Origin of the sequence: Mesorhizobium shangrilense, from assembly GCF_040537815.1 — a bacterium.
In the GTDB taxonomy this organism is placed as follows: domain Bacteria; phylum Pseudomonadota; class Alphaproteobacteria; order Rhizobiales; family Rhizobiaceae; genus Mesorhizobium; species Mesorhizobium shangrilense.
The window spans coordinates 168,414-189,983 of record NZ_JBEWSZ010000004.1; the positions used below are offsets into that span (position 1 = coordinate 168,414).

The following is a 21,570-nucleotide window of genomic DNA, read 5'->3' on the forward strand; positions in this document are numbered from 1 at the left end:
AAATATTTCCCCCACAGATTTCCCGTTCGGCAAAACTTGGCGGGAACAGGTGCTTGCATGCCTTCGGTCCAGCCGTCGCCTTGGATCGGCGCTGGACCATCGTTAATTCTGTTTCCTGCGCGTTCCTGCCGTGCGAGATGTCTTTTTTAGAGAGATCATCGTGGTGAGAATGTCGCGAGCGGAATGAAAGACAGCGTGCAGCTCACAAGATTTGGTCTGTCGCTGTTCGGACGCTTCGAGTTGACGACGCGGGAGGGCGTTGTCCACTTGCGGAGCAGGAAGCTCGCGGGACTGTTGAGCTATCTGGCGTGTACAGCGCCTCGGCCACAACCGCGCGAGAAGCTCGCGAACTTGCTGTGGGGCTCCCATTTCGAGACCCAGGCCCGGCAGAACCTGCGCCACGCCCTTTTTCGACTGCGCCGGATCCTGGGCCAGAATGCCTTGATCAGCAGCGACGATGACGTCTCGCTCGCGCCCGGTGTCATCGATTGCGATGTGGTTCGCTTCGAGGCGCTGATCGGCGAGGGAAGCCGCGCCGCGCTCAATGCCGCCGCCGATCTCTATCGAGGTTCGCTGCTGACCGATCTGAATATCGAAGAAGACGCATGGTCGGATTGGCGCGTCTCGTCGCGGGAGCGCCTGGAAAGGCTGGCGCTCGACGTCATGATCAGCCACGGCCAACACGCCCTGCATTCGGGAAACCCGCAGACCGCTCTCGAAACCGCCGGCCGGGCAATCGCGGTGAATGGTTTGCGTGAGGATGCCCACCGGCTGATGGTGGAGGCGCTGGCCGCCACGGGGCGCAAGGCCGAGGCGCTCAAGCACTACCAGGATCTCGTTGGGCTGCTGAGGCGGGAGCTGAACACGGAGCCAGATGCCGCGACACAGTCGCTGGTCGCTGAGATTCGTGGCGCGAAGCCGCCGGGCATGTCGCGGACGATCGGCGACCCCCATCTCGATTTAAGCGGGGCATTCGAGCGGGAGACCGCGGTCAAGACCGGCTCGGCGCAAGACGATGGCGCTTCAACCAGGGTTGCGATGCGTTCAAGCGCTCTTGAGCAACGCCAACTGACAATCATGGCTTGTGGCTTGATCGGCTCCACGGCCCTTTCGGCAAGCCACGATCCCGAAGACGTCTACGATCTGATCGCCACCTTTCACCAGATGGTGGCCGATATAGCAGAGCGATTTGGCGGATTTGTCGCCCAGTACCAGGGCAATGGCGTTGCTGTGTATTTCGGCTATCCGGCTGCCCATGAGCATGACACCGAGAGAGCGGTGCACGCCGGTCTTGCTCTCCTCGACTCGATCGGAAAGCTGAAAGCGGCACCCAGCGCGAGAATCCAGGCGAGCGTCGGGATCGCTACCGGGCTTGTCGTCGTCGGTGAAAAGCCAGGGACTGGTGATGCGCCGCGGCAGGTCGCGATCGGCGAGACGCCGGATCTGGCGTTACGGCTGCAGGCCACGGCAGCGCCGGGCGAGGTTGTCATCGCGGCCAGCACGCGGCGGCTGGTCGGGCCAATGTTCGACCACAGCGCGCTTCCGGATATCGAGATGAAGGGGCTGCCACAACTGATGGCGGCGTGGCGGGTGCATGGCGAGGCGCTCGGCGTGAGCCGGTTTGATGCCCGGCGCGGAGCCGCGCTGTCGCCGTTTGTGGGGCGGCAGGAAGAGATCGAATTGCTGCAGCGCCGTTGGGACCAGGCCAGGGCCGGCGAGGGGCGTGTCGTGGTCCTCTCGGGCGAGCCCGGTATCGGCAAGTCGCGCATCGCCGAAACCCTGCTGGCCAGGCTCGATGGCGAGCGCCATGCTCGCCTTCGCTATTTCTGTTCTCCGCACCATGCGCACAGCGCGCTTTACCCCTTCATTGCCCAGATAGAGCAGGATGCCGGCTTCGAGCCCGGCAGCAGCGCCGGTGCAAGGCTGGACAGGCTGGAGGCGCTGCTCAAGCCAACAACGACAAACCTGCCACGCGATGTGACTGTCATCGCCGAGCTGTTGGGCGTGCCGATGGACGGGCGCTACCCGGCGCTGACGATCAACCCGCAACAGAAACGGGAGATGACCCTCAACGCTCTTCTCGACCGGCTCGGTGGCGCGGCCTCGCAGGGGCCAATCCTGATCGTGTTCGAGGACGCGCACTGGATCGATCCGACCTCCCTGGACCTGATCGAGCGCATAGTGACCCGCGCCACCAACCTGCCGCTGCTGCTGCTGGTTACGCTCCGTCCCGAGGTCCAGCTGAACTGGATTGGCCAACCCCATGTGACGATGTTGCCCTTGAGCCGCCTTGGCCAGCGTGACAGCGCCGGCATCATCGGCGGCATCACGCGCAACAAGCCGCTCCCCCACGACGTCGTCGAGCAGATCCTGTCGCGAACGGATGGCGTGCCGCTGTTCATCGAGGAACTGACGCACGTGCTGCTCGAGAATGGGCTGTTGCGTGAAACACCAGACGGCTACGTCCTCGACGGACCACTGCCGCCACTCGCCATCCCGACGACGCTGCAGGCCTCGCTGGTGGCTCGCCTCGACCTGCTCGGTTCGGCCAGGGACGTGGCGATGATCGGCGCCGCGAGCGGACGGGAGTTCTCCCACGAACTGATCGCCGCGGTGTCGGCCCTGGGGGCCATCGACCTCGACGCGGCGCTGGCGCGGCTGACGGCTTCTGGCCTCATCTCGCGTCGCGGAACGCCTCCGGATGCGAGCTACGCCTTCAAGCATGCGCTCGTCCAGGAAGCCGCCTACGTCACGATGCTCAAGAGCCGGCGGCGGCAATTGCATGCTGGCATCGCCAAAACGCTGGTCTCGCTGTTCCCGGCGTTGATCGAAAGCCAACCCGAAACCGTTGCCCATCATTTCACGGAGGCGGGGCTTGCCAGCGAGGCGATCGGCTATTGGGTCAAGGCAGGTCGCCTTGCGCAGGCACGCTGGGCCAACCGCGAGGCGGCCATATTCTTCGAACGTGCGCTGCATGTCCTCGAGACGTTGCCCGAAACCCGCGAGACGTTGGAGCAGGCCATCGATCTTCGCTTCGACCTGAAGACATCGCTTTTCCCGCTCGGCCAATTCCAGCGTATCGTCAGCTACCTTCGCGAGGCCGAAGGCCTGGCCAGACGGCTCGACGATCCGGCAAGGCTCTGCCTGTTTTACGTTCATATGTGCCAAACGCTCAACTTGAGCGGAAACCCAAAGGACGCGGTCGCATTCGGCAGGGATGCACAGGTTCTTGCCCAGTCTTTCAAGGATGTTCCGCTGCAAGTGGCGGCGGCGCTCTTTCTCGGGCTGGCCTGCTTCTCGACACTGGACTACCGACAGGCCGAGCGGCATTTCCTGGACGTTCTGGAGATGCTTGGCGAGGAGCTGAGCCTCGAACAATTCTTCCTTGCGGGATTTCCCGCGGTCAGTGCCCGCGCTTTTCTCACGCGCATCTATGCCGACCAGGGCAAGTTCGAACATGGGATCGCTCATGGCGAGGAAGGCATCCGCCTGGCGGAAGTGGTCGACCACCCCTACAGCCTGGCCATCGCCAGCTGGTGTCTCGCCGATCTCCTTGCCAGCAGGGGAGACCTGAGCCGCGCCGTCGGTTTGCTGGAGCGCGGGCTCGCGGTGGCTCGCGAGTGGAACTTGCCCTTCCTCGTCGCGGGCAACTCCGGGAGCCTCGGCCACGCCTACACGCTGCTGGGACGAGCCGCGGATGGCCTTCCGCTGCTGCAACAGGCGCTGGGTGTCTTCGAAAAGATGGGGCATCGACTTGCCCAGTCGCTTTTCCTGGTCTCCCTGGGCGCGACCTATATGCGCGCCGGCCGGCCGGCGGACGCTCTTGAGCTTGCCGGGCAAGCGTTGACCCTGGCGCGCGAAAGCAGCCAACGAAGCGGCGAGGCAAGCGCCCTTCACCTGCTTGGCGAAGCCTCGCTCCGCGACGGCTCCACGGAACATGCCGAAGGCCACTACCGCGAAGCGCTCGCGCTTGCGATGGAACTCGAAATGCGCCCGCTTGCCGCGCATTGTCATCATGGGCTCGCAAAGCTGTACCTGCGCGCAAGCCAGCCAGATCGAGCCCGCGAGCAGCTCATCGTCGCGACCACAATGTATCGTGAGATGAACATGCGATTTTGGCTGGAGCAGGCCAACACGGAGATGCACCCGCTGGCCATGCAATAAGTCGCAGGCGATCGTTGGCTCGCAGGAGCACAAGGCCGATCGGCACGAGGTGCAACACTGCATTGGTGAACACAAGCGCGTCGCATGAACCCGTTCAAACGCGACGCGCTTTTAGTTCCGACGATCCGATCGGCTTATTTTCCAGAAACGAAAATCATGCCGTGAGGCGCCTGCATGTTGGTGGTGACTGGCAGGAGGGCGCCGCTGTTGACGTCGAGAAGGCCGACATAGCCGGGGATCGCCGGGTCGGTTTTCGTCGCATCGACACCGCTCATCGCTGAATAGGCTGTGCCTACCCCCCAATTCGCCGCTTCGATCTTGTAGACGATATTGGCGGGCGTATCGGCCACCAGCAGAAAACCGTGCTTGGCGCTGACAAAGGTGGTGTCGTCGACCTTGACGCCTCCCATGAGATGGAGAACCTTGCCCTCGCCGCCGCTCACTGAGGTCTTGTGGACAAAAAGCAACTCGCTATCGTCCTGGCTAGTCATCACCAAATCGCCGGAGGGGGCAATCGTAAGCGAGTCTGGATCCGTGAGGTTGAGGGTTTCCTTGTCGCCCGTAACGATGTCCGTGACTTTCGGCGCGCCTGCAAAGGCGGTCACAACTGCGACCTTGTGGTCCGCGGTCAACTTGGCAGTGACAATGGAGGGGCCGGGATTGGTCTTGCCGCCATCGACCTGTGGGGCGGAGGCTGAAACAAAGGCCTCGCCATTTTTGAACGCGATATCGTCATAGCCACCACCATGCTTGCCGGGCTCGAAAGAGTAATTTTCCACCGCTGCGCTCACCGGATCGATGACGACTAGGTTGGCATCGCCGTCCTCGTTTTGCAGGGCCCAGATCTTCTTTGTCGCTGGATTGAACTTCAAGCCGTCATTGTGGCCCTTGACCGTCAGGGTCCTCAACACCTTGCCGTCGAGTGAGTATTGGACGATCTGGCTCATGCCGCCATCGGAACCATCGGGCTTGCCGCCATTCGCATAGCCGATCCAGACATTGCCGTCGATCATGCCAGCGAGTCAGGCCTTGACGAGCCGGCAGGTGGCGTGGCGAAGGTTGAGAGGGTGAAACCTGGCGACACGCCTGGAGCCCCGTCGGCACGCGCGACGAGACTGCCAGCGGCGACAAGAGCCGCAGCACCTGCAAGGCTCAAAGCAATCCTGGAAAGGCGCAGGAACGAAACTGGATGACGCATGGGAGAGCCTCCTGGGAGTGGAGGGAACTTCACTACGTGCTGAAAACAACAGCGTCATGACAACACCATCACGCCGCAACGCGCGCCAGAGTGGTCGACGTCCGCAATGGCCAACCCCAGGTGGCTTTGCCGCCTTCAACCTGCCGTTTCCTGGATCGCAGAAAGCAGCCACGGTTGCCCAGTCTCACGCGTGAAGGTCCACAGCTCTGTTGTTTCGACAGGACTGTTGGGATCGCCCCTTTCGATGGCACCCGTTTGACGGTTGCGCATCACATCGATGGCAGACCAGCGCATCGCGACCGTCGCATAATCGCGCATGCCCTCACGCCACGCTTCGGCAACCTCACCATTCAAGAACCGAAGATTTGATACTTCATTCTTCAGGCCCTTGGTGGCGTTGTCCGCCAATTCCTCGGAAAGGTAGGAAACCATCTCCGGTGTTGTCAGCCGGCGTAGCCCCTGGTGGTCCTCGCGGGTGAATGCGGCCTGCAGGTCCGCGAGAATGCGTTCGAACGCAGAACGATCGGCGTCGGTAGTCCCGATTTCGTCCGCGCCACCTGCCCCAGTGCCGGTGGCGACAAGCGGGTTGTAAGCTTGCGGGCTGGCTCCAAAATCCTGTTGGCCAAACGGAAAGCCGGGACTTCTCGCATCGGCCGGAGCCGTATTGCTTCGGTTGAAGAACCGCATTGCCAACATGGCGACGCCGCCGATCAGCAACAGCTGGATTATGAAGCTGAGGCCGCCACCGATGCCGCCGAATCCGTGGCCGAACATCATGCCAAAAATGCCATTGAAGACCAGCCCTCCGACCAATCCGCCAACCAGCCCTCCACCGAAGCCGCTCCAAAAACTTGGACGCGGCTGAGCAAGCGACGGCGGCGACGGTGACACCGGCTGCGCAGTGTTCGGCGTCATCGAGCGCTTTACCGGCGCGGTATAGGGTGCGGTGGTCGTGGGAGCTGGTGCCTGGAAAGTCCGGCTGCCGCGACTGCCGAAACTGCCGCCGCTGCGTGCTTCCGCCGAGTTGAGCGATACGCTCCCAAGTGCCGCCGACAGTATCAACAATATCGACGCTACTTGGATCAGCCGTGACTTAGGCATCTGAAAATCCTTCGATAGGTATCGGTTATCCGCCTTGCGTGAAGCCTAGATATGGTGCGCCGCCCCTTTCCGGTGAATCTCTTCGGCCATACAATTTGGTAAGCTTTCGCGCTCGGGCTGGTCGCCTGGCCTATCGTGTGCACCGTTCGCAAAAATCGATGATGGCCAGACCACCGGCATTTTCGGAGCCGCGTTGATCGCCTCCTTCCCACTTGGTTGGCGGGCTTCGCAGCGCCGACGCCACTCACTTCGGCAAAGGCATCGGCAATTCCGATCAACGTCCTGTCGAAGAAACACCAAATGGGTGGTCCGTCATAGACATCGTGGCGATTTGACCCTCATCAAGGCGATGCGCCCTGGCTGGTGCTCTAATGATCGCCAGGAACGACGATTGCCCCATCCTCGCCACGCTGGGCAGCACCGCTTCAGGAAGGATACCGGCCATGTTGATCAGGACCATGACCACGTTTGAATGCGTCAAGCTGCTCGATGTCCATCGCCTGTGCCGGCTGGCCTGCGTGGAGGGTGACCGGCCTTACGTCGTCCCGATCTATTTTGCCCATTCGGCCAACTATCTCTATGCCTTCTCCATGCCCGGCAAGAAGATCGACCTGATGCGCGCCAATCCGAAGGTCGCGGTCGTGGTAGAGGATCACGGCCAGGGCAGGCAGTGGAAGAGCGTCATCGTTGACGGTCTCTACCAGGAACTTCCTGATCGCATCGGTTCCAAGCTGGAGCGCGAGCACGCATGGTCGCTGCTGAGCAAACACACCGACTGGTGGGAGCCCGGCGCTCTAAAGCCCGTGCCGCAGCCACTATCGGACCATTCCCCGCACGTGTTCTTTCGTATCTCGATCGAGCGCGTGTCTGGCCGCGAGGCGAGGGAAGAGGGAGCAGACGGCACGACGTGACATCTCCCTCGCGCTACCGCTCCGGTTCGACAATCATGTCTGAACACCGGCGCCGCTGTTGCAGGAAAGACGCTGCCTGCTAGGGTGGAGCGGCAGACATTCCACCAGCGCATGTGTCCTGAATGAGCTCAATGACGACCGGTTTTATTGGGAGCTTGTTCAGAGCCGTATCGTCCAATCGCTATGAGGGGAAGGCGGGGTATGGGCTGGCGGTGCTTGCCGTGGCCACGGCCTGTGCCGTGCTTTTCCTCCTCGACGGGGCCTTCGACGGTGGGGCGATCATTCCTCCCTTCGTCCTGGCGATCCTGATCAGCGCGTTCGCCGGCGGGCTTGGGCCGGGTGTCGTGTCGCTGGTCCTGACCGTTCCGGCGGTCTGGTACTTTCGGGTCCACCAGCCGAGCAGCGTCTCGAACACGCTCGAACTGCTTGTGTTCGCGCTGGTCGCGATCGGAATTGTCGCGATCGGCGAATTGCTGCATCGCTCGTGGCGCGCGATCGGCGAGACGGCACGCATCCTCAACGAACGCGAGGCCCATCTGCGTTCGATCCTCGACACGGTGCTCGACGCCACCGTCGTCATCGAAAAGGACGGGACGATCGTCTCGTTCAATTCCGCGGCGGTGCGCCAGTTCGGCTACCAGGAGAAGGAAGTCATCGGCCAGAACGTCCGTATCCTGATGCCGGAGCCCTACAGGGCCGGCCATGACGGCTATATCCATCGCTATATCGAAACGGGAGAAAAACGCATCATCGGCGTCGACCGCGTGGTCGTCGGCCGGCGCAAGGACGGCTCGACATTCCCCATGAAACTCGCCGTCGGCGAGATGAAGTCGGGAGACAGGACGTATTTCACCGGCTTTATCCGCGACCTGACCGAGCGCGAAGAATCGGCAGCGCGGCTTGAGGAAATCCAGGGCGAACTGGCGCGCCTGGCGAGGCTCAACGAGCTCGGCGAGATGGCCTCTACGCTTGCGCATGAACTGAACCAGCCGCTGGCGGCGATCGCCAACTACGCGCAAGGCTGCACCCGGTTGATCCGCGATCTTCCGGACGCCGCATCGCAACGGGTGCGCGAGGCGCTGGAGGAGATTTCACGGCAATCGCTGCGTGCGGGCCAGATCATCCGGCACCTGCGCGAATTCGTCACGCGCGGCGACACGGAAAAAGCTCCCGAGGACATCCGCAAGCTCGTCGAGGAAGCGGGCGCGCTGGCACTCGTCGGCTCGCGCGAGCGCGGCGTCCGCTCGGTCTTCGATTTCGCTCCGGGCGCGGAACTGGTCATGGCTGATGGCGTGCAGATCCAGCAGGTGCTGATAAACCTCATGCGCAACGCCATCGAGGCGATGCGCGACAGCGAGATACGGCTTCTCACCATTCGCACCGCACCGGCCGACAAGGATCAGGTTTCGGTGGAGGTCTCCGATACCGGGCCGGGAATATCGGAGGAGATAGCGCCGCAACTGTTCAAGCCGTTCGTGACGACAAAAGCCGGCGGCATGGGGATCGGGCTTTCGATTTCGAAGCGAATCGTCGAGTCGCACGGGGGCGTGATAGAGGTGCGGAAGAATGCGCATGGTGGAACCACGTTCAGGTTCACCGTGCCAGCCTACAGGGATGACTGATGGAGATCGGCGACTACACAGTTCATATCGTCGATGACGAGGAGCCGGTCAGGAAATCGCTGGCCTTCCTGCTGACGGTGTCTGGATTCACCGTCCGGCTGCATGAGTCCGCCACCGCCTTCCTTGCGACAGCAGAGTCTATTCGAAACGGCTGCCTCATCACCGATCTGAGGATGCCGGACATGAGCGGCGTCGAACTGCTGCAGAGGCTGCGTCACCTGCCGACACGCATTCCCGCCATCGTCATTACCGGCCATGGCGATGTGCCGATGGCCGTCGAGGCGATGAAGGCCGGGGCGCTCGATTTCATCGAGAAGCCGTTCGAGGACGAAACGCTGATCCAGGCGATCAAGCGCGCTGCCGATGAGATCGCCAGGACCGCGCAGGGCAAGGATATCGCCTCGATCACCGCCCGGTTCGCCTCGCTCAGCGAGCGGGAGAGGGAGGTGCTGTCGGGCGTGGTCGCCGGCCTTGCCAACAAGACCATCGCCTTCGACCTCGACATCAGCCCGCGCACGGTGGAGGTGCACCGCGCCAATGTGATGGCCAAGATGGACGCGCGTAGCCTGCCGGAGCTTGTCCGCATGGCGATGGCGGCGGGATTCGGCCCGAAATAGCGACCTGTTTTGATCTGCCTCAAGGTGGCCGGCCCACGGGCCTTGTCTCATGGCGGGCGCGATAACCGTTTGTCGGCTATCCGTCCGGAGACGACAAGTGAGGCCCCGCAAGATCCTGATCGTGGTTCCTGAGGAAGATTTGCGGCGGTCGATCGTCTTTGCGCTCGAAGCCGAAGGCCTCGACGTGGTCACCTGCGCCGGGCTCGAGGATATCCTGTCATTGCCCAGGCTGGCCCGTGCCGACTGCATGGTCGTCGACGACATGGCGCTTCGGATCTCCAGCGGATATGGCGGCCCGCCAAACCTTGCCATGCCGGTGGTCCTCCTGGCCGATACCGTTCCCGACGCGCGCCCGGAGTGGGTCGATGTCACGCTGTTGAAGCCGTTGCTGGGGCGCAGCCTGGTCGATGCAGTGGTCCTGCAACTGGAAAGGCGCGCCCTGCACGTGCCGCACTAGGTACCTCTGCATGGATGCTGACGGGTTGAGCGTGGGCTAGCTGCCCAGCCCCCACCTTGTGAGTTCGGGGCGAGCCGTTCGACCTGAAGGTGCCGGATGACAGTTTGCGACCCAGAGCCAAACGTTAAACTAAAGACAAATAAAAAGGCAGAATTGATTGATATTATTATCTGCCGTATCATTTTTTTCTACTTAGTACTACTAGTAAGTTTTCATCGAAGCCGACCAGGAGGCGAAATGTTCGAACCAGAACGCAGGCGGTTCTCTCAGCCAAGCCGGGAGCCATGACCTGGTGAGGGATCAGCTCCAAGAGGAGCAGAGGGGGGTCTCCCCCCAGCCTGACCTGGCCTAAGTAGTTTCCCGTACGGACATAACCGAATGTCGCGCCCGCCGGAATCGCGCGATTGCTTTGCCGACGCCAGCGATCGGAGAGCGACATGACGCTTCATGCGACCAACGACTTTTTCATCCCGGCAAGGACGGGTTTTCCGGCCCCGGCCGGGCGGGCTCTTGCGTCGTTGCAACCCATTTCCGTCTATCCCGCGGGCAGCGAGATCTACGCGCAGGGCGAGAAGGCGGGGAACCTCTATCAGGTCGAATTCGGCTGCGTGCGGGTCTACAGGATGCTGGCGGATGGGCGGCGGCAGATTTCCGCCTTTCACCTGAGCGGCGAGACCTTCGGCTTCGAGGCGCACCCGCTCCATCATTTCTTCGCCGAGGCCATCGGCGCGGTGGGCGTGCGCACCCTGCTGCCCGCACAAGGCATAGACATGTCGTCGCAAATATTGCCGCTGGCCCTGCAGGGGCTGGTTCGCGCGCAGGAGCACCTCCTGGTGCTCGGCCGGCAAAGCGCCGTCGAGCGCGTTGCCGCCTTTCTGCTGGACATGGCCGAGCGCCAGGGCGGGCTGGACCGCCTGGAATTGCCGATGTCGCGCACCGATATCGCCGACTATCTCGGCCTGACCATCGAGACTGTGTCGCGGGTCTTTTCCAAGCTGAAGGAGAAGGGAGCCATCCGGCTGATCAGCCTGCGCAGCATCGAGATCCGGAAATGGCAGGTCTTGCGCGGCATGATGGAGTGAAGCACGGCGCCGTTGGGCAATGTCCCGGCAACGGGATGAAGATCTGGCACCCGCACATGAATCGATCCTGCTGCCCTGGATCCGCAACAGGAAAGCCGTGCCAGCGTCTGCTTGACCGCAGCTCAGTTTGAAACCGCCGACCTGAACTTGCTGGGCGGTTGGCCATAGGCCTTGTGGAAGAGCCTTGCGAAATGCGAGGCGTTTTCAAATCCGACCTCGATGGCGATCTCGATCATCGGAGCCTTGGTCTGCGTCAGGAGGTGCTTCGCGCGCTCCAGGCGCAGCATTTTATAGACCAGCGCCGGAGAGCTCCTGGTCTTCTCCATGAAGAGGCGTTCGAGCTGCCTTCGCGAGACGCCGACCAGGGCCGCCAATCTGGGGATGGAGATCGTCTTCTCGATGTGGCTCTCCATGATGATGAGCGCTGCCTTCAACCGCGGATCGTCGGTTCCGATGGCAAGCGGCCTTCGTGGCTGGATATCGGATGCCGGGCGCGCCTTCTCGATCTGCAGGACTTCGAGTGCATTTCTCTCGGCGTCCCGGCTGATGTGGAGCCGCACGATTGACGCCGCCATGTCGGCCGCGGCACTGCCTCCCGCACATGATCCCCTGCTGCGATCGAGGTTGAAAATACGGTCCGCCCTGACCTCGTGATCCGGAAAGCGTTCGCGAAAAGCCTGAAAATGCAGCCAGCTGACGCAGGTGAGATGGTGCTTCATCAGGCCGGCATCGGCCAGGATGAACGTTCCCGTGCAGACCCCGATCAAGGGAACCTTCCTGTCGGCGGCGCGCTTGAGATAGCTGACCGTCTCGGCGTCGACCGGGAACTCGCTGTTCAAGAGACCGCCCACGACAACAATGTAGTTGAACTCGCGCGGATCCACGAAATCCGATGTCGGCGCGACCTGGACCCCGCAACTGGAGGTGATCAGGTTTCGGCTGCTCGCCAGGAGCTGCCAATCGGCCAAAACCCTGCCGGACTTGTCGGTCTCGTCGCTCGCCAATCTCAGCGTATCCACGAACAGGGCAAAAGCGGAAAGCGTGAAGGAGCGAGCCAGCACAAAGCCGATCTTCAAGCGGCCGGTCCCCGGGGCTTCATTGGCTGCTTTCATGTCTGCTCAACCTCCGCCTATGTATCCGACAGCGCCCGCGCCTTCTGGAACGCGGCTTCCAGTCCCGCCTCGATCACGGTGTCAAAGCCGTTTTCGCGCATGGTGATGATACCAGCCGCCGTCGTCCCGTTATATTCCACGAACGACCTGACCGTCTCGCAAGGAGAGGCGCCGTTCCATTCCTGGAGGCGTCCCGCTCCCACGATGACCTGCTGCGCGGCGCGACGGGCGATTTCGGACGGCACACCATGCTTTATCGCGTCGTTCATCATCGCACTGGCCAGCAGCGCGGGGAAAGCCGCCCCGGAGCCTGACATTGCCGTGAAATAGTCGATGTGTTCCTCGCTGTTCACGGCATCAACCACGCCGCAACCGCGAAATATCGCCGAGACGACATCGCCGTCCCGTGGTTGGGACGATGCGACGAAAAATGGCGTGTAGGAATATCCAATCTCGGCGGCCGCGTTCGGCAAGGCGCGGGCCACACGGCTGGAGCCTGTTCTCCTGGCGATGCTTTCCACGGTTACTCCGGCCATGACCGATATGACGAGCTTGCCGGCGGCATTGATCTCGATTTCTTCCCAGTCGCCCGGCCGCACGGACAGGATGATGACATCCGATTGTTCCACCAACCGCCTGTTGTCCGCTGTCCAGATGCACTCCACGGCGTTATCCGGCTTCCTGCTGCGATAGGAACAGGTCAGCTGATGGCCTGTGACAATGCCTGAACCAAGAAGTGCCCTGGCTATCGCTGTCCCAAGCCATCCAGCCCCGCCGATTATTCCCACGTGCCCGATATGATCCATGCGTCTGGTTCCGCTTCAGTGATCTGGAATCTTTGCGCCAACGGATCGCGACCGTCCATGGATGCTATGTTGGGCTGATTGTCGGACCGAGCTGGCGTCCTGGCAGGCCCGCATTCTCGGATCGGCTAAGGAAAAAAGCCGATCCGCTTGAGAAATGCGTCAACGTCCGGCTTCCAGCCCGCGATGTTGAAAATGTACCCGTGGCCCTCGGCCTTGTAGGGCGGGGCGCTTATCAGTGTTGCCTTGCCGCCTGCTTTCACAAAGGCGTCCCGAAGCTCATTGGCGAGGCGCGGGCCAAAAAAATGGTCGTTCTGGCTGTAGATCCACAGTTCAGGAACGCGTGTGGCGCGCCCATAGTCCTGCATGGCTTCGACGAGCTTGTCCTCGCAAGCGACCTTGTCCGGTTCGAGCGACCCACGGCCCGCGGCAAAGCTGACGACGCCCAGTATCTTTTCCCTTGTCGCGGCCGCGACAGAGGCAAAGGCGCCGGCCGAATGCCCCACCAGCACCACGCGCGCACGATCTATGTCAGGTTCCCTGGCGAGAATTTCGAGCGCCGCGTCGATATCCTGGGCACTGACAAGGCCGGCATCATGGTAGTTGGGCCGGGAGCAGTCGGATTTATATCCCTCCACCCATTTGCCATTGCCGCCATAGCCACGCCGAATGACTACGGCGACGGCGGCGCCGCTGGCGACAAGGGCAAGCGCTTGCTCCCTGAGGGTCCTTGGACCGTAGGAAAGCCGACCGCCGGGCAGGCGGGGGCTTCCATGGGAAAGTATGACCAGGGGGAATGGTCCCTTGCCATCGGGCTTGTAGAGATAGATCGGGATCGTCACCCCGCCGACACTCGCCGACAGGGTCTTGGAATTGACCGTCGCCGCCAAGCCGATGCTGGCGGGTGCAAGCAAGGCGCACAATATCACCATCAGAACGCGAAGTGTGTTCTTCATGTCTTTGACCATCGGCCTGTCGGTCGTGATTTCCGCCGTGGCGGCCATGCCCGGCGTGAGCGGCATGTTGTGGCCATCAGTCGCGAAGTCAACCGTTTGATCGGCTCAAATCGATGTCATGGCGACGACCGGTGGCCGACCGACCACCTTTCGTCGGTGCCTATGAGTCCCCCCGGAAGATGAGACGGGCAGTCACGGTGTTCGGAGGCGGACGTTGCGTCAACAGCAAACATGGCAGCGTTGCGGCGCCTGTCCTCGGAAGCTGCAATCAGGCTGTGCGAGCCCGAAAAATAATCGCGGCGAACATCAGGACGCCGGCGAATACGATCAGGGACGACACCGCGACAACCGGCTCCAATGAAGGGTTGCCGGTCAGAAGCAGATAGAGGGCCGGCGTCATCACCAGCACACCGCCTGTGTAGACATAGTACTGCACCTTCGCCAGGCGCGTCTCGGCCCCCCGTGGGTTAAGCGCGTGAAATGCGCCGAATATCGACATCGTCACCCAACCGAGAAGATTGATATGCGCGTGCGCACCGACCGCGGCATAGTCGTGAGCAATCGACATCTTCAGGCCGACCAGAATTCCCGCGATCAGAAAGCAAATCGCAGTCATGAAATACATTTTGGAAATATTCGGCATGTCCCCACCACCACGCTGTAATTAGCAAAAAACCGGCGCAACGCAATAAAGCGCGCCGCGGCCACCCGGCGGAACTTTTCGCTGAACCGCCCACGGGGCGCTCTCGCATGGCCAAGCCTTGCTGTCACCGCCCGAACACCATATTGGGACGCTCGGTCACCAAGATGAGACGTATAGTCATGATGCGGGAATGCTGGTCGAGGGCATCCGCGAAGGGTGCCGCGAGCCAGTTATCCGAGCGCGAATGAATTTGATCAACGACGCGCTGGCTATCCGATGTTGCGCCGTCTGTCGTCGAGGCCTTTCCAGCCGCCGAGCATGTCGAACGCTTCCATACCGTCCGGCTGTTGGTCGTGACGCGGGCGTCGCCTGGCCGGCATGACAAGTGCCCTTGCCTTGCTCAGGACCCGGCCCAGATATGATGTCCGTGGGTGAGCGGGGTGCGCTACGAACATGTCCACAGCCTGCTGCATCTGAGTTGCGTCGCCTGGCATATCCGTGCCCTTTCCGTTGCCCGCCCCATCGCTCGGTCTTGCTGAAAACATGTCCTTGCCGGCACATGGTCGAACGGCCAGAAGGCTTCAGGTCAAACCCGAAGAAACATCTGCAGCGATGCCGATGGTGCTGTCACCACCCCGAACGGAGTTGCCGCGCATATTGGGACGTTCAGTCATCAAGATGGGACGTGCAGTCAGGTTGCGGCCCGGATACGTGATCCCAGCAGGCCACCTGGCGCGGCTTGCGGCGGCGCCGGCCCAAACGAGCATGCTCAAGCCGGCTTACGGTTGGATCAAAGCCGGATACCTCCATCCGGCCAGCCGCGGGTTCGCACCGCGCAATGAGCCTGCCGATCAATCGCTGCCGTCATCGTCTGGCCCGTTCGCCGGCGGTCGCCGGCCCATCATGATCTCACGCTTGCCGACATGGTTGGGGGCGCCGACCAGGCCTTCCTTTTCCATGCGCTCGACCAATGAAGCGGCGCGGTTATAGCCAACGCCGAGGCGGCGCTGGATGTAGGACGTCGAACACTTCTTGTCGCGCAACACCACCTTGACCGCCTCGTCATAGATGGAATCGCTGTCCTCGGCCGCGACAGCACCCTTGTCGAAGACCGCCCCCTGGTCCGCTTCGTCGTCTTCCTCGTCCTCGTCGGCGGTCACGGTTTCCAGATATTCGGGGCGCCCTTGCGCCTTCAGATGCGCCACGACATGCTCGACCTCCACGTCGGAAACGAAGGGACCATGCACGCGTGCAATGCGCCCACCGCCCACCATGTGCAACATGTCGCCCTGGCCGAGCAGCTGTTCGGCACCCTGTTCGCCCAGAATGGTTCGGCTGTCGATCTTGGACGTCACCTGGAAGGAGATACGGGTCGGGAAATTGGCCTTGATCGTGCCGGTGATGACATCGACCGAGGGACGCTGCGTTGCCATGATCAGGTGAATGCCGGCGGCGCGCGCCATCTGCGCCAGGCGCTGGATCGCGCCTTCGATCTCCTTGCCGGCCACCATCATCAGGTCGGCCATTTCGTCGACGATGATGACGATGAACGGCATCGGCGCAAGATCGATTTCCTGCTGCTCGAAGAGTGGCTCGCCAGTGCCCTTTTCAAAGCCGGTCTGCACAGTCATGACGACCGTCTCGCCCTTCTCGCGGGCAGCGGCGGCGCGCTCGTTGTAGCCGTCGATGTTGCGCACGCCGAGCCGCGCCATCTTGCGATACCGGTCCTCCATCTCGCGCACCGCCCATTTGAGCGCGGTGACCGCCTTTTTGGGATCCGTGACGACGGGGGTCAAAAGATGCGGGATGCCGTCATAGATGGAGAGCTCGAGCATCTTGGGATCGACCATGATCAACCGGCATTCCTCCGGCTTCAGCCGGTAGAGCAGCGACAGGATCATGGTGTTGATTGCCACCGACTTGCCGGAGCCGGTGGTGCCGGCGACGAGCAAATGCGGCATCTTCGCCAGCTCGGCGATGACCGGCTCGCCACCGATCGTCTTGCCGAGGCAAAGCGCCAGCTTGCAGCTGGTCTTGCGAAAACCTTCCGATTCGATCAGCTCGCGGAAATAGACGGTCTCGCGCGTCTCGTTGGGAAGCTCGATGCCGATGACGTTACGGCCGGGCACGACCGCGACGCGCGCCGAGACCGCCGACATGGAGCGGGCGATATCATCGGCAAGACCGATGACGCGAGAGGATTTGACGCCGGGCGCCGGCTCGAATTCATAGAGCGTGACGACCGGACCGGGGCGAACATGGATGATCTCGCCGCGCACGCCGAAATCTTCCAGCACGCTTTCCAGAAGATCGGCATTCTGTTCGAGCCGCTCCTGCGACATATAGAAGCCCTGACCCTCGGGTGGCTGCTGCAGCAGCTCTTCCGAGGGAAGCTGATAGGCGTCGCCCATCGTGGACGGCACGATTTTTCCCGCCAAAGGCAGGAGCGAAGCGGGACGCGCGGCCGAAACCGGCACGGCGACATCCGCGCTTGGCACGACCCGCGCGGGAACGGTGGCGCTCGCCGTGGCGGGGTTTGCGGCCGCCTGGGCAGTTCGCCGCGGCGCTTTGCTCACTGGCACCTCAGCTTGGGTGACCTCGTTCGAGTTCGCGGGCAAGACGTCCGGCAAGGCGGAGGAGGCTTGGCCTGGAAGGCATTCGATGACACGGAACGACGCGGTGACATCGGTCGCGGGCACCGGGCGAATGTCGATGCGCGCGGCGGCAACGGGCGCCGCCGCGAGCGGCGCGGCAACGCCTGCGCGCGGGGCTGGATCGGCCCGCCGAACCGGCGACGGAGCGTCGACCAGATAGGGCGCCATGACTTCGAAGAAAGCGTGGTCCGACAAATAGGGCCAGCGCAGTTTTTCGCTGCTGACCGCCTCGGTCGGCGCGCCCGCACCCCGGACGGCAGGTGTTCGCACGGATGGCCGCGCCGTTGCGACCGTCGCGGGGGCCGGAAGAGCCCGCGCCATTTGGCTGGGGCGCACTGGTGGAACGGACGCCGCAGCCAGTTGCGGCGGCCTGTCATGCATGACGGCCCTGTTGCCGGCCGGCGGCCGGTTTGCTTCCACAGAGGCGTTGCGGCTTTTCTGCGCCGACGAGGATGCCGCGTCCGCGACGGGTCGCTCGATTGCTTGCTGCGTTGAGGGTGCCCTTGATTCTACTTGCTCGACGGCATCGTGGTCCTGCTGCGGGCCATGCTTCTTGGCTTCATAGTCTGGCGTGCGCGTGAAACGCACATTGGGCGCCAGGAAGAAATAATCCTGCCAGGCGGGGCCTTCGATGGCGCCGAGTTTCGGAAAGGCGCTACCCGCCGGGGACTTGTCCTTTGGCTCCATATAGGACTGGCTGTTGCCGTAGAGATTGACGACCCTCCCGGAATAGCCCGCCTTGGGTTCGTCGGGCTGCCGGCCGGCCATTCTCTGGGGGCGATTGTAGTCTGCCGTGACTGAAGCGGGGCGCTTGCCGTCCCTGTCGCCCGTGCTGTTGAAACGATCTGCCTCGGCGTCATCGGGCGAGGCCGTCTTCAATGAATTGGCCCGAGGAAAACGCGTGGATTCCATTCTCAAGACTCACCTGTGAACCGTCCCCCGAGCAATAGGGAGCGAGTGGTTAACAGTTGCTTCCTGACCAGCCCGTTGGCTGTCGATGTGAACATGCTGTTGTGACGCACCTATCGCGATCGGGACGCGGCAAGGCGGACACACTCCTGACATGGTTAGGATTTCTTAACCAAGATGCTATTCATCGGTGTATCGGGTGAGTGCGGCGGCGCGCTCCACTCGGATGAATGTCGTGCCTTGCCACGACATTGGACAATTGACGGCACGTCCAAGTGGGCCACGCATGGAACATGGGCTTGTCATCTGGGCACGGACGTGAAATCGCCCAAAACAGACAACAGATGTGCAAGCCATGAACGTGATTGAAAGCAAACAAAAAGCGCCCGGCGCATTCCATCGTTGGACACGGTTGCCGGCCATCATGGTCGCGTTGCTTTGCATGTGCGCCACAAGCGCGCTTGCCGAGACGCGCAGTCTGAAAATTCAACATCTCCATACAGGCGAGAAGGCCGAGATCGTCTTCAAGCGCAGTGGCCGCTACGATCAGGCGGGACTGAAGAAGATCAACATCATGCTGCGCGACTGGCGCCGCAACGAGCCGACCAGGATGGATCCGCGCCTGCTCGACCTTGTCTGGCAAGCTTATCGCGCCAGCGGCTCGACAGGCTACATCAACGTGGTCAGCGGCTATCGCTCGCCGACGACGAACGCGATGCTGCGCAGCCGCTCGAAGGGCGTGGCCCGTGAAAGCCAGCACATGGTCGGCCGGGCGATGGACTTCTTCCTGCCGGATGTGCCGCTGAAGAAGTTGCGCGACATCGGCCTCAAGATGCAGGGCGGCGGTGTGGGCTATTACCCGACTTCCGGCTCGCCCTTCATCCATATGGATGTAGGCAATGTGCGGCACTGGCCGGGCATCAGCCGGCAGGAACTCGCCAGGGTCTTCCCAAACGGGAAGACACTGCATGTGCCGAGCGACGGCAAGCCGCTGCCGGGCTATGACCAGGCGCTTGCCGCCTACAAATCGCGCAGGGACGCCGGGACGCCGAACATAGAGCTGGCAAGTGCCGGCGACAGCCAACGCAAGCCGCGTGGTCTGCTGGCGTCGCTCCTGGGCGGACGAGACAAGGACGAGACAAGCGATATCGCGAGCGCCGTGCCGGCGCCGCGCAAGCCGGCCAAATCGGTTGAGCCGACGCAGGTCCGGCAGGAGATCGCCATCGTGGCGCCGCAGGACGCGCAGCGCGCCAACATCCAGGCGGCTCCCGGGACACCGACCGAAGAACCGCTGGCCGAGCGGAAGCAGGAAACGCCCGCTGCTATCATCGCGGCGCTGGCGCCGCAGGCGGTGCCGTTGCCGGCCTTCGCGCAGCGCCGCGAGCCTGCAGCGCATATCCCCACTCCTGAAATCGTGCCGTTCGCGATGGCGGACGTTGCCGCGGCGCGGCCCGAGGTCGCCGCCGCCAAACCGGTGGCAACCGATACTGCCGTCGGCAAGGCGCAGGTCGCTCCCGCGAACGCCGCTCCGGAGATCGTCGCGCTCAACATTCCCGTGCCCAACTGGCGGCCGGAAAATCAGCCAAGTCCAGCGCGCCAGCCGGAAGCGACCAGGTCTGGCGACGCTGTCGCCGCCTTGCTGGCCACGAACCGCTCCGACGAGCGCGCGGATCGCCTGGCGGCCAAGCCGATTGCGGCCCCCGTACCCGAAGCGAAGGATCGCGTGATGACGAGCCCGAAAGCCGACCGTCTCCGGCCAGACGCACCCGCCGTCGTCATGCAGGCGAGCTACCAGCCGTCCAGGAGTGATCGCGGCATCACCGGCGCCATCGCGTCGGCGGCGGAGCCGAAGATCGCAGCAAGGTTGATCCTAGCGGTGCCGGAGCAGGTTTATGTCGACGGATTTCGCTCCGACAGAGAGCCGTCCGACCACCGCCGCTTCACCGGCTCCGCGGTGAAATTCCTGCCCATCGCCAGCTTCAACTAGGCAGGTCAGCCTAGTTGGTCTTCAACTGGCCAACGCGGTTTTCGGCGATCCAGCGCGCGGCGAGCACCAGCGCACCCATGCTGAAATCCTTGCCATGCTTGGCCACCATCTCTTCCGACAGCTTGGCCAGCCGTTCGAAAAATTCGTCCTTGCTAACCTCTTCGGCTGTAAGTGCGGTCTGCATTTGATCCTCCTGTTTCGTGCGGACTGCGTCCGCTATTTGAACATCCGGGCGGGAAAGGTGACGATCGCGGCGGTGCCATCGACGGCGCCCACCGCCAGATGCCGCCCGTCGCCGGACCAGGCAAGCGCGGTGACCGCGCTGCCCAACTGCCTGACGAGCAGCTCGTCGCGCGCGCCGATCCGGGCCATGGTGATACGGCCATTGGCGTAGCCAGCCGCTATCAGTTCTTTTTCCGGGTGTGCGGCCACCGCCTCGACCAGAACCAGCCCGGCGCGGCCTGTCTCCAGCGCGCCAGAGGTTTCGCCGTCGAGTGGTGGGGCGGTCATCGACCAGCCGGCGATCCGAAACGCGCCCGACGCGAACAGCGCATTCGCCGGCTCACTCCAGCAGACGGTCCGAACCGGCGACGGAAACCCCGCGATGATGCTGGTGCGACCATCAGCCAGGCCGACCAGCGCAAAGCCTCCGGTTTCGAGCCCGCAGGCCAGCCATGCGCCGTCGCCACTCCAGCGGATCGACACCGATCGCGCTGAAAGAGACACCTCGCGCATCAAGGCAGCGTCGCCTTCGACCGTCCAGATCGACAATCCTTCACCATGGCCACAGGCAAGGCGCCTTCCGCCTGGCGAGAAGGCAAGTGCGTCCGTCGAGGATGTCCCTCCGCGCCCCAGTTGCACCGCGCCGTTTTGGCCGCGCGACAGGAGGACGTCATGCCCATTGCTGACGGCCGTCGTGTCCGCCCGGGCGCTATGGTCGATGGCGACGATTGGCCCGTCGACGGTGACCAAGGCGGACGCGACTTCACCGTCGGCAGCCAGATGCAGCAACTCGCCGCTGGCCGCGCCGACCACAAAGCCGGAATGTCCATGGGAGGCGAGCGGGACATCGCCATCTCCGAACTCGGCCGTGGCGATCAAGGGCACTGGCGGCTTCTCCCTTGGCCGGATCGTCGTCTGGCCGAGATCATTGCTCACCCTGATCCGCGACTCCGGTGGTTCCTGATCGGCGACCGCGGCAATGGCGACGGTTCCATCCACTGAAGTGAAGGCGACGGACGTACCGTCAGTGCTGAAACGCAGATCCGCGATCGCCGACGGGCGACGCCAGCTTCGCGCCAGCAGATCGAACAAGGTCAGGTTCTGTAGCGCGTGCTGGTTCATGGCCATTCCC

General features: G+C 62.8%; 16 protein-coding genes. 7 read left to right on the forward strand and 9 right to left on the reverse strand.

The features are described from left to right. Window positions 1–195: 195 nt before the first annotated feature. Window positions 196–4,164 carry an ATP-binding protein gene (locus ABVQ20_RS31645; RefSeq protein ID WP_354463621.1) on the forward strand — a complete coding sequence of 1,323 codons (3,969 nt, stop codon included), beginning with the start codon at window positions 196–198 and terminating at the stop codon, window positions 4,162–4,164. Between the two features lie 134 nt (window positions 4,165–4,298). On the opposite strand, the gene ABVQ20_RS31650 is transcribed toward ABVQ20_RS31645, so the two are convergent. Beyond that, window positions 4,299–5,111 carry a hypothetical protein gene (locus tag ABVQ20_RS31650; protein ID WP_354463622.1) on the reverse strand — a complete coding sequence of 271 codons (813 nt, stop codon included), beginning with the start codon at window positions 5,109–5,111 and terminating at the stop codon, window positions 4,299–4,301. A gap of 386 nt (window positions 5,112–5,497) precedes the next feature. Continuing rightward, window positions 5,498–6,463 carry a Tim44 domain-containing protein gene (locus tag ABVQ20_RS31655; protein WP_354463623.1) on the reverse strand — a complete coding sequence of 322 codons (966 nt, stop codon included), beginning with the start codon at window positions 6,461–6,463 and terminating at the stop codon, window positions 5,498–5,500. A 443-nt stretch (window positions 6,464–6,906) separates the two neighbouring features. Here ABVQ20_RS31655 and ABVQ20_RS31660 point away from each other — a divergent pair, with 443 nt between their 5' ends. The 5 genes from ABVQ20_RS31660 (at window position 6,907) to ABVQ20_RS31680 (ending at window position 11,152) form a co-directional block, all read left to right on the forward strand. After that, entirely contained in the window at window positions 6,907–7,374 is a 468-nt protein-coding gene (locus ABVQ20_RS31660) for a pyridoxamine 5'-phosphate oxidase family protein (protein ID WP_354463624.1), read from the forward strand. A 131-nt stretch (window positions 7,375–7,505) separates the two neighbouring features. Then, window positions 7,506–8,996, forward strand: a complete 1,491-nt coding sequence (locus ABVQ20_RS31665; protein WP_435528463.1) for a PAS domain S-box protein — start codon at window positions 7,506–7,508, stop codon at window positions 8,994–8,996. A 5-nt stretch (window positions 8,997–9,001) separates the two neighbouring features. Next, window positions 9,002–9,613 carry a response regulator FixJ gene (gene fixJ / locus ABVQ20_RS31670; RefSeq protein WP_354463732.1) on the forward strand — a complete coding sequence of 204 codons (612 nt, stop codon included), beginning with the start codon at window positions 9,002–9,004 and terminating at the stop codon, window positions 9,611–9,613. Window positions 9,614–9,710: 97 nt separating this feature from the next. Continuing rightward, entirely contained in the window at window positions 9,711–10,070 is a 360-nt protein-coding gene (locus tag ABVQ20_RS31675) for an ANTAR domain-containing protein (RefSeq protein WP_354463626.1), read from the forward strand. 437 nt (window positions 10,071–10,507) lie between these two features. Next, a complete protein-coding gene (locus ABVQ20_RS31680) occupies window positions 10,508–11,152 on the forward strand; it encodes a helix-turn-helix domain-containing protein (RefSeq protein ID WP_354463627.1) in 645 nt (214 codons plus the stop codon). 122 nt (window positions 11,153–11,274) lie between these two features. Here ABVQ20_RS31680 and ABVQ20_RS31685 read toward each other — a convergent pair whose 3' ends face one another. The 5 genes from ABVQ20_RS31685 to ABVQ20_RS31705 form a co-directional block, all read right to left on the reverse strand. Further along, complete coding sequence (locus ABVQ20_RS31685; protein ID WP_354463628.1) at window positions 11,275–12,264, reverse strand: GlxA family transcriptional regulator; 990 nt, start codon at window positions 12,262–12,264, stop codon at window positions 11,275–11,277. Window positions 12,265–12,281: 17 nt separating this feature from the next. Next, a complete protein-coding gene (locus ABVQ20_RS31690) occupies window positions 12,282–13,070 on the reverse strand; it encodes a pyrroline-5-carboxylate reductase family protein (protein WP_354463629.1) in 789 nt (262 codons plus the stop codon). Window positions 13,071–13,195: 125 nt separating this feature from the next. Next, the gene (locus ABVQ20_RS31695) at window positions 13,196–14,089 is read right to left on the reverse strand and encodes an alpha/beta hydrolase family protein (protein ID WP_354463630.1); all 894 of its coding nucleotides are present in this window, start codon (window positions 14,087–14,089) and stop codon (window positions 13,196–13,198) included. A gap of 202 nt (window positions 14,090–14,291) precedes the next feature. Further along, window positions 14,292–14,666, reverse strand: a complete 375-nt coding sequence (locus ABVQ20_RS31700) for a heme-copper oxidase family protein (protein ID WP_354463631.1) — start codon at window positions 14,664–14,666, stop codon at window positions 14,292–14,294. 851 nt (window positions 14,667–15,517) lie between these two features. Next, entirely contained in the window at window positions 15,518–18,232 is a 2,715-nt protein-coding gene (locus tag ABVQ20_RS31705) for a DNA translocase FtsK (RefSeq protein ID WP_354463632.1), read from the reverse strand. A gap of 439 nt (window positions 18,233–18,671) precedes the next feature. Here ABVQ20_RS31705 and ABVQ20_RS31710 point away from each other — a divergent pair, with 439 nt between their 5' ends. After that, window positions 18,672–20,216, forward strand: a complete 1,545-nt coding sequence (locus tag ABVQ20_RS31710; RefSeq protein ID WP_354463633.1) for a peptidoglycan L,D-endopeptidase MepK — start codon at window positions 18,672–18,674, stop codon at window positions 20,214–20,216. Window positions 20,217–20,226: 10 nt separating this feature from the next. On the opposite strand, the gene ABVQ20_RS31715 is transcribed toward ABVQ20_RS31710, so the two are convergent. After that, a complete protein-coding gene (locus tag ABVQ20_RS31715) occupies window positions 20,227–20,400 on the reverse strand; it encodes a hypothetical protein (RefSeq protein WP_354463634.1) in 174 nt (57 codons plus the stop codon). A 32-nt stretch (window positions 20,401–20,432) separates the two neighbouring features. After that, window positions 20,433–21,560: a WD40 repeat domain-containing protein gene (locus tag ABVQ20_RS31720; protein WP_354463635.1), complete on the reverse strand. Its 1,128-nt coding sequence runs from the start codon at window positions 21,558–21,560 to the stop codon at window positions 20,433–20,435. Window positions 21,561–21,570 lie beyond the last annotated feature (10 nt).

Bases quoted from the DNA above. Each gene is read 5' to 3' on its own strand.
- ABVQ20_RS31715 (WP_354463634.1), bottom strand. From the start codon at position 20,400: ATGCAGACCGCACTTACAGCCGAAGAGGTTAGCAAGGACGAATTTTTC.
- ABVQ20_RS31650 (WP_354463622.1), bottom strand. From the start codon at position 5,111: ATGAGCCAGATCGTCCAATACTCACTCGACGGCAAGGTGTTGAGGACC.
- ABVQ20_RS31705 (WP_354463632.1), bottom strand. From the start codon at position 18,232: ATGGAATCCACGCGTTTTCCTCGGGCCAATTCATTGAAGACGGCCTCG.
- ABVQ20_RS31665 (WP_435528463.1), top strand. From the start codon at position 7,506: ATGACGACCGGTTTTATTGGGAGCTTGTTCAGAGCCGTATCGTCCAAT.
- ABVQ20_RS31685 (WP_354463628.1), bottom strand. From the start codon at position 12,264: ATGAAAGCAGCCAATGAAGCCCCGGGGACCGGCCGCTTGAAGATCGGC.
- ABVQ20_RS31660 (WP_354463624.1), top strand. From the start codon at position 6,907: ATGTTGATCAGGACCATGACCACGTTTGAATGCGTCAAGCTGCTCGAT.
- ABVQ20_RS31690 (WP_354463629.1), bottom strand. From the start codon at position 13,070: ATGGATCATATCGGGCACGTGGGAATAATCGGCGGGGCTGGATGGCTT.
- ABVQ20_RS31655 (WP_354463623.1), bottom strand. From the start codon at position 6,463: ATGCCTAAGTCACGGCTGATCCAAGTAGCGTCGATATTGTTGATACTG.
- ABVQ20_RS31700 (WP_354463631.1), bottom strand. From the start codon at position 14,666: ATGCCGAATATTTCCAAAATGTATTTCATGACTGCGATTTGCTTTCTG.
- ABVQ20_RS31695 (WP_354463630.1), bottom strand. From the start codon at position 14,089: ATGCCGCTCACGCCGGGCATGGCCGCCACGGCGGAAATCACGACCGAC.
- ABVQ20_RS31680 (WP_354463627.1), top strand. From the start codon at position 10,508: ATGACGCTTCATGCGACCAACGACTTTTTCATCCCGGCAAGGACGGGT.
- ABVQ20_RS31720 (WP_354463635.1), bottom strand. From the start codon at position 21,560: ATGAACCAGCACGCGCTACAGAACCTGACCTTGTTCGATCTGCTGGCG.
- ABVQ20_RS31710 (WP_354463633.1), top strand. From the start codon at position 18,672: ATGTGCGCCACAAGCGCGCTTGCCGAGACGCGCAGTCTGAAAATTCAA.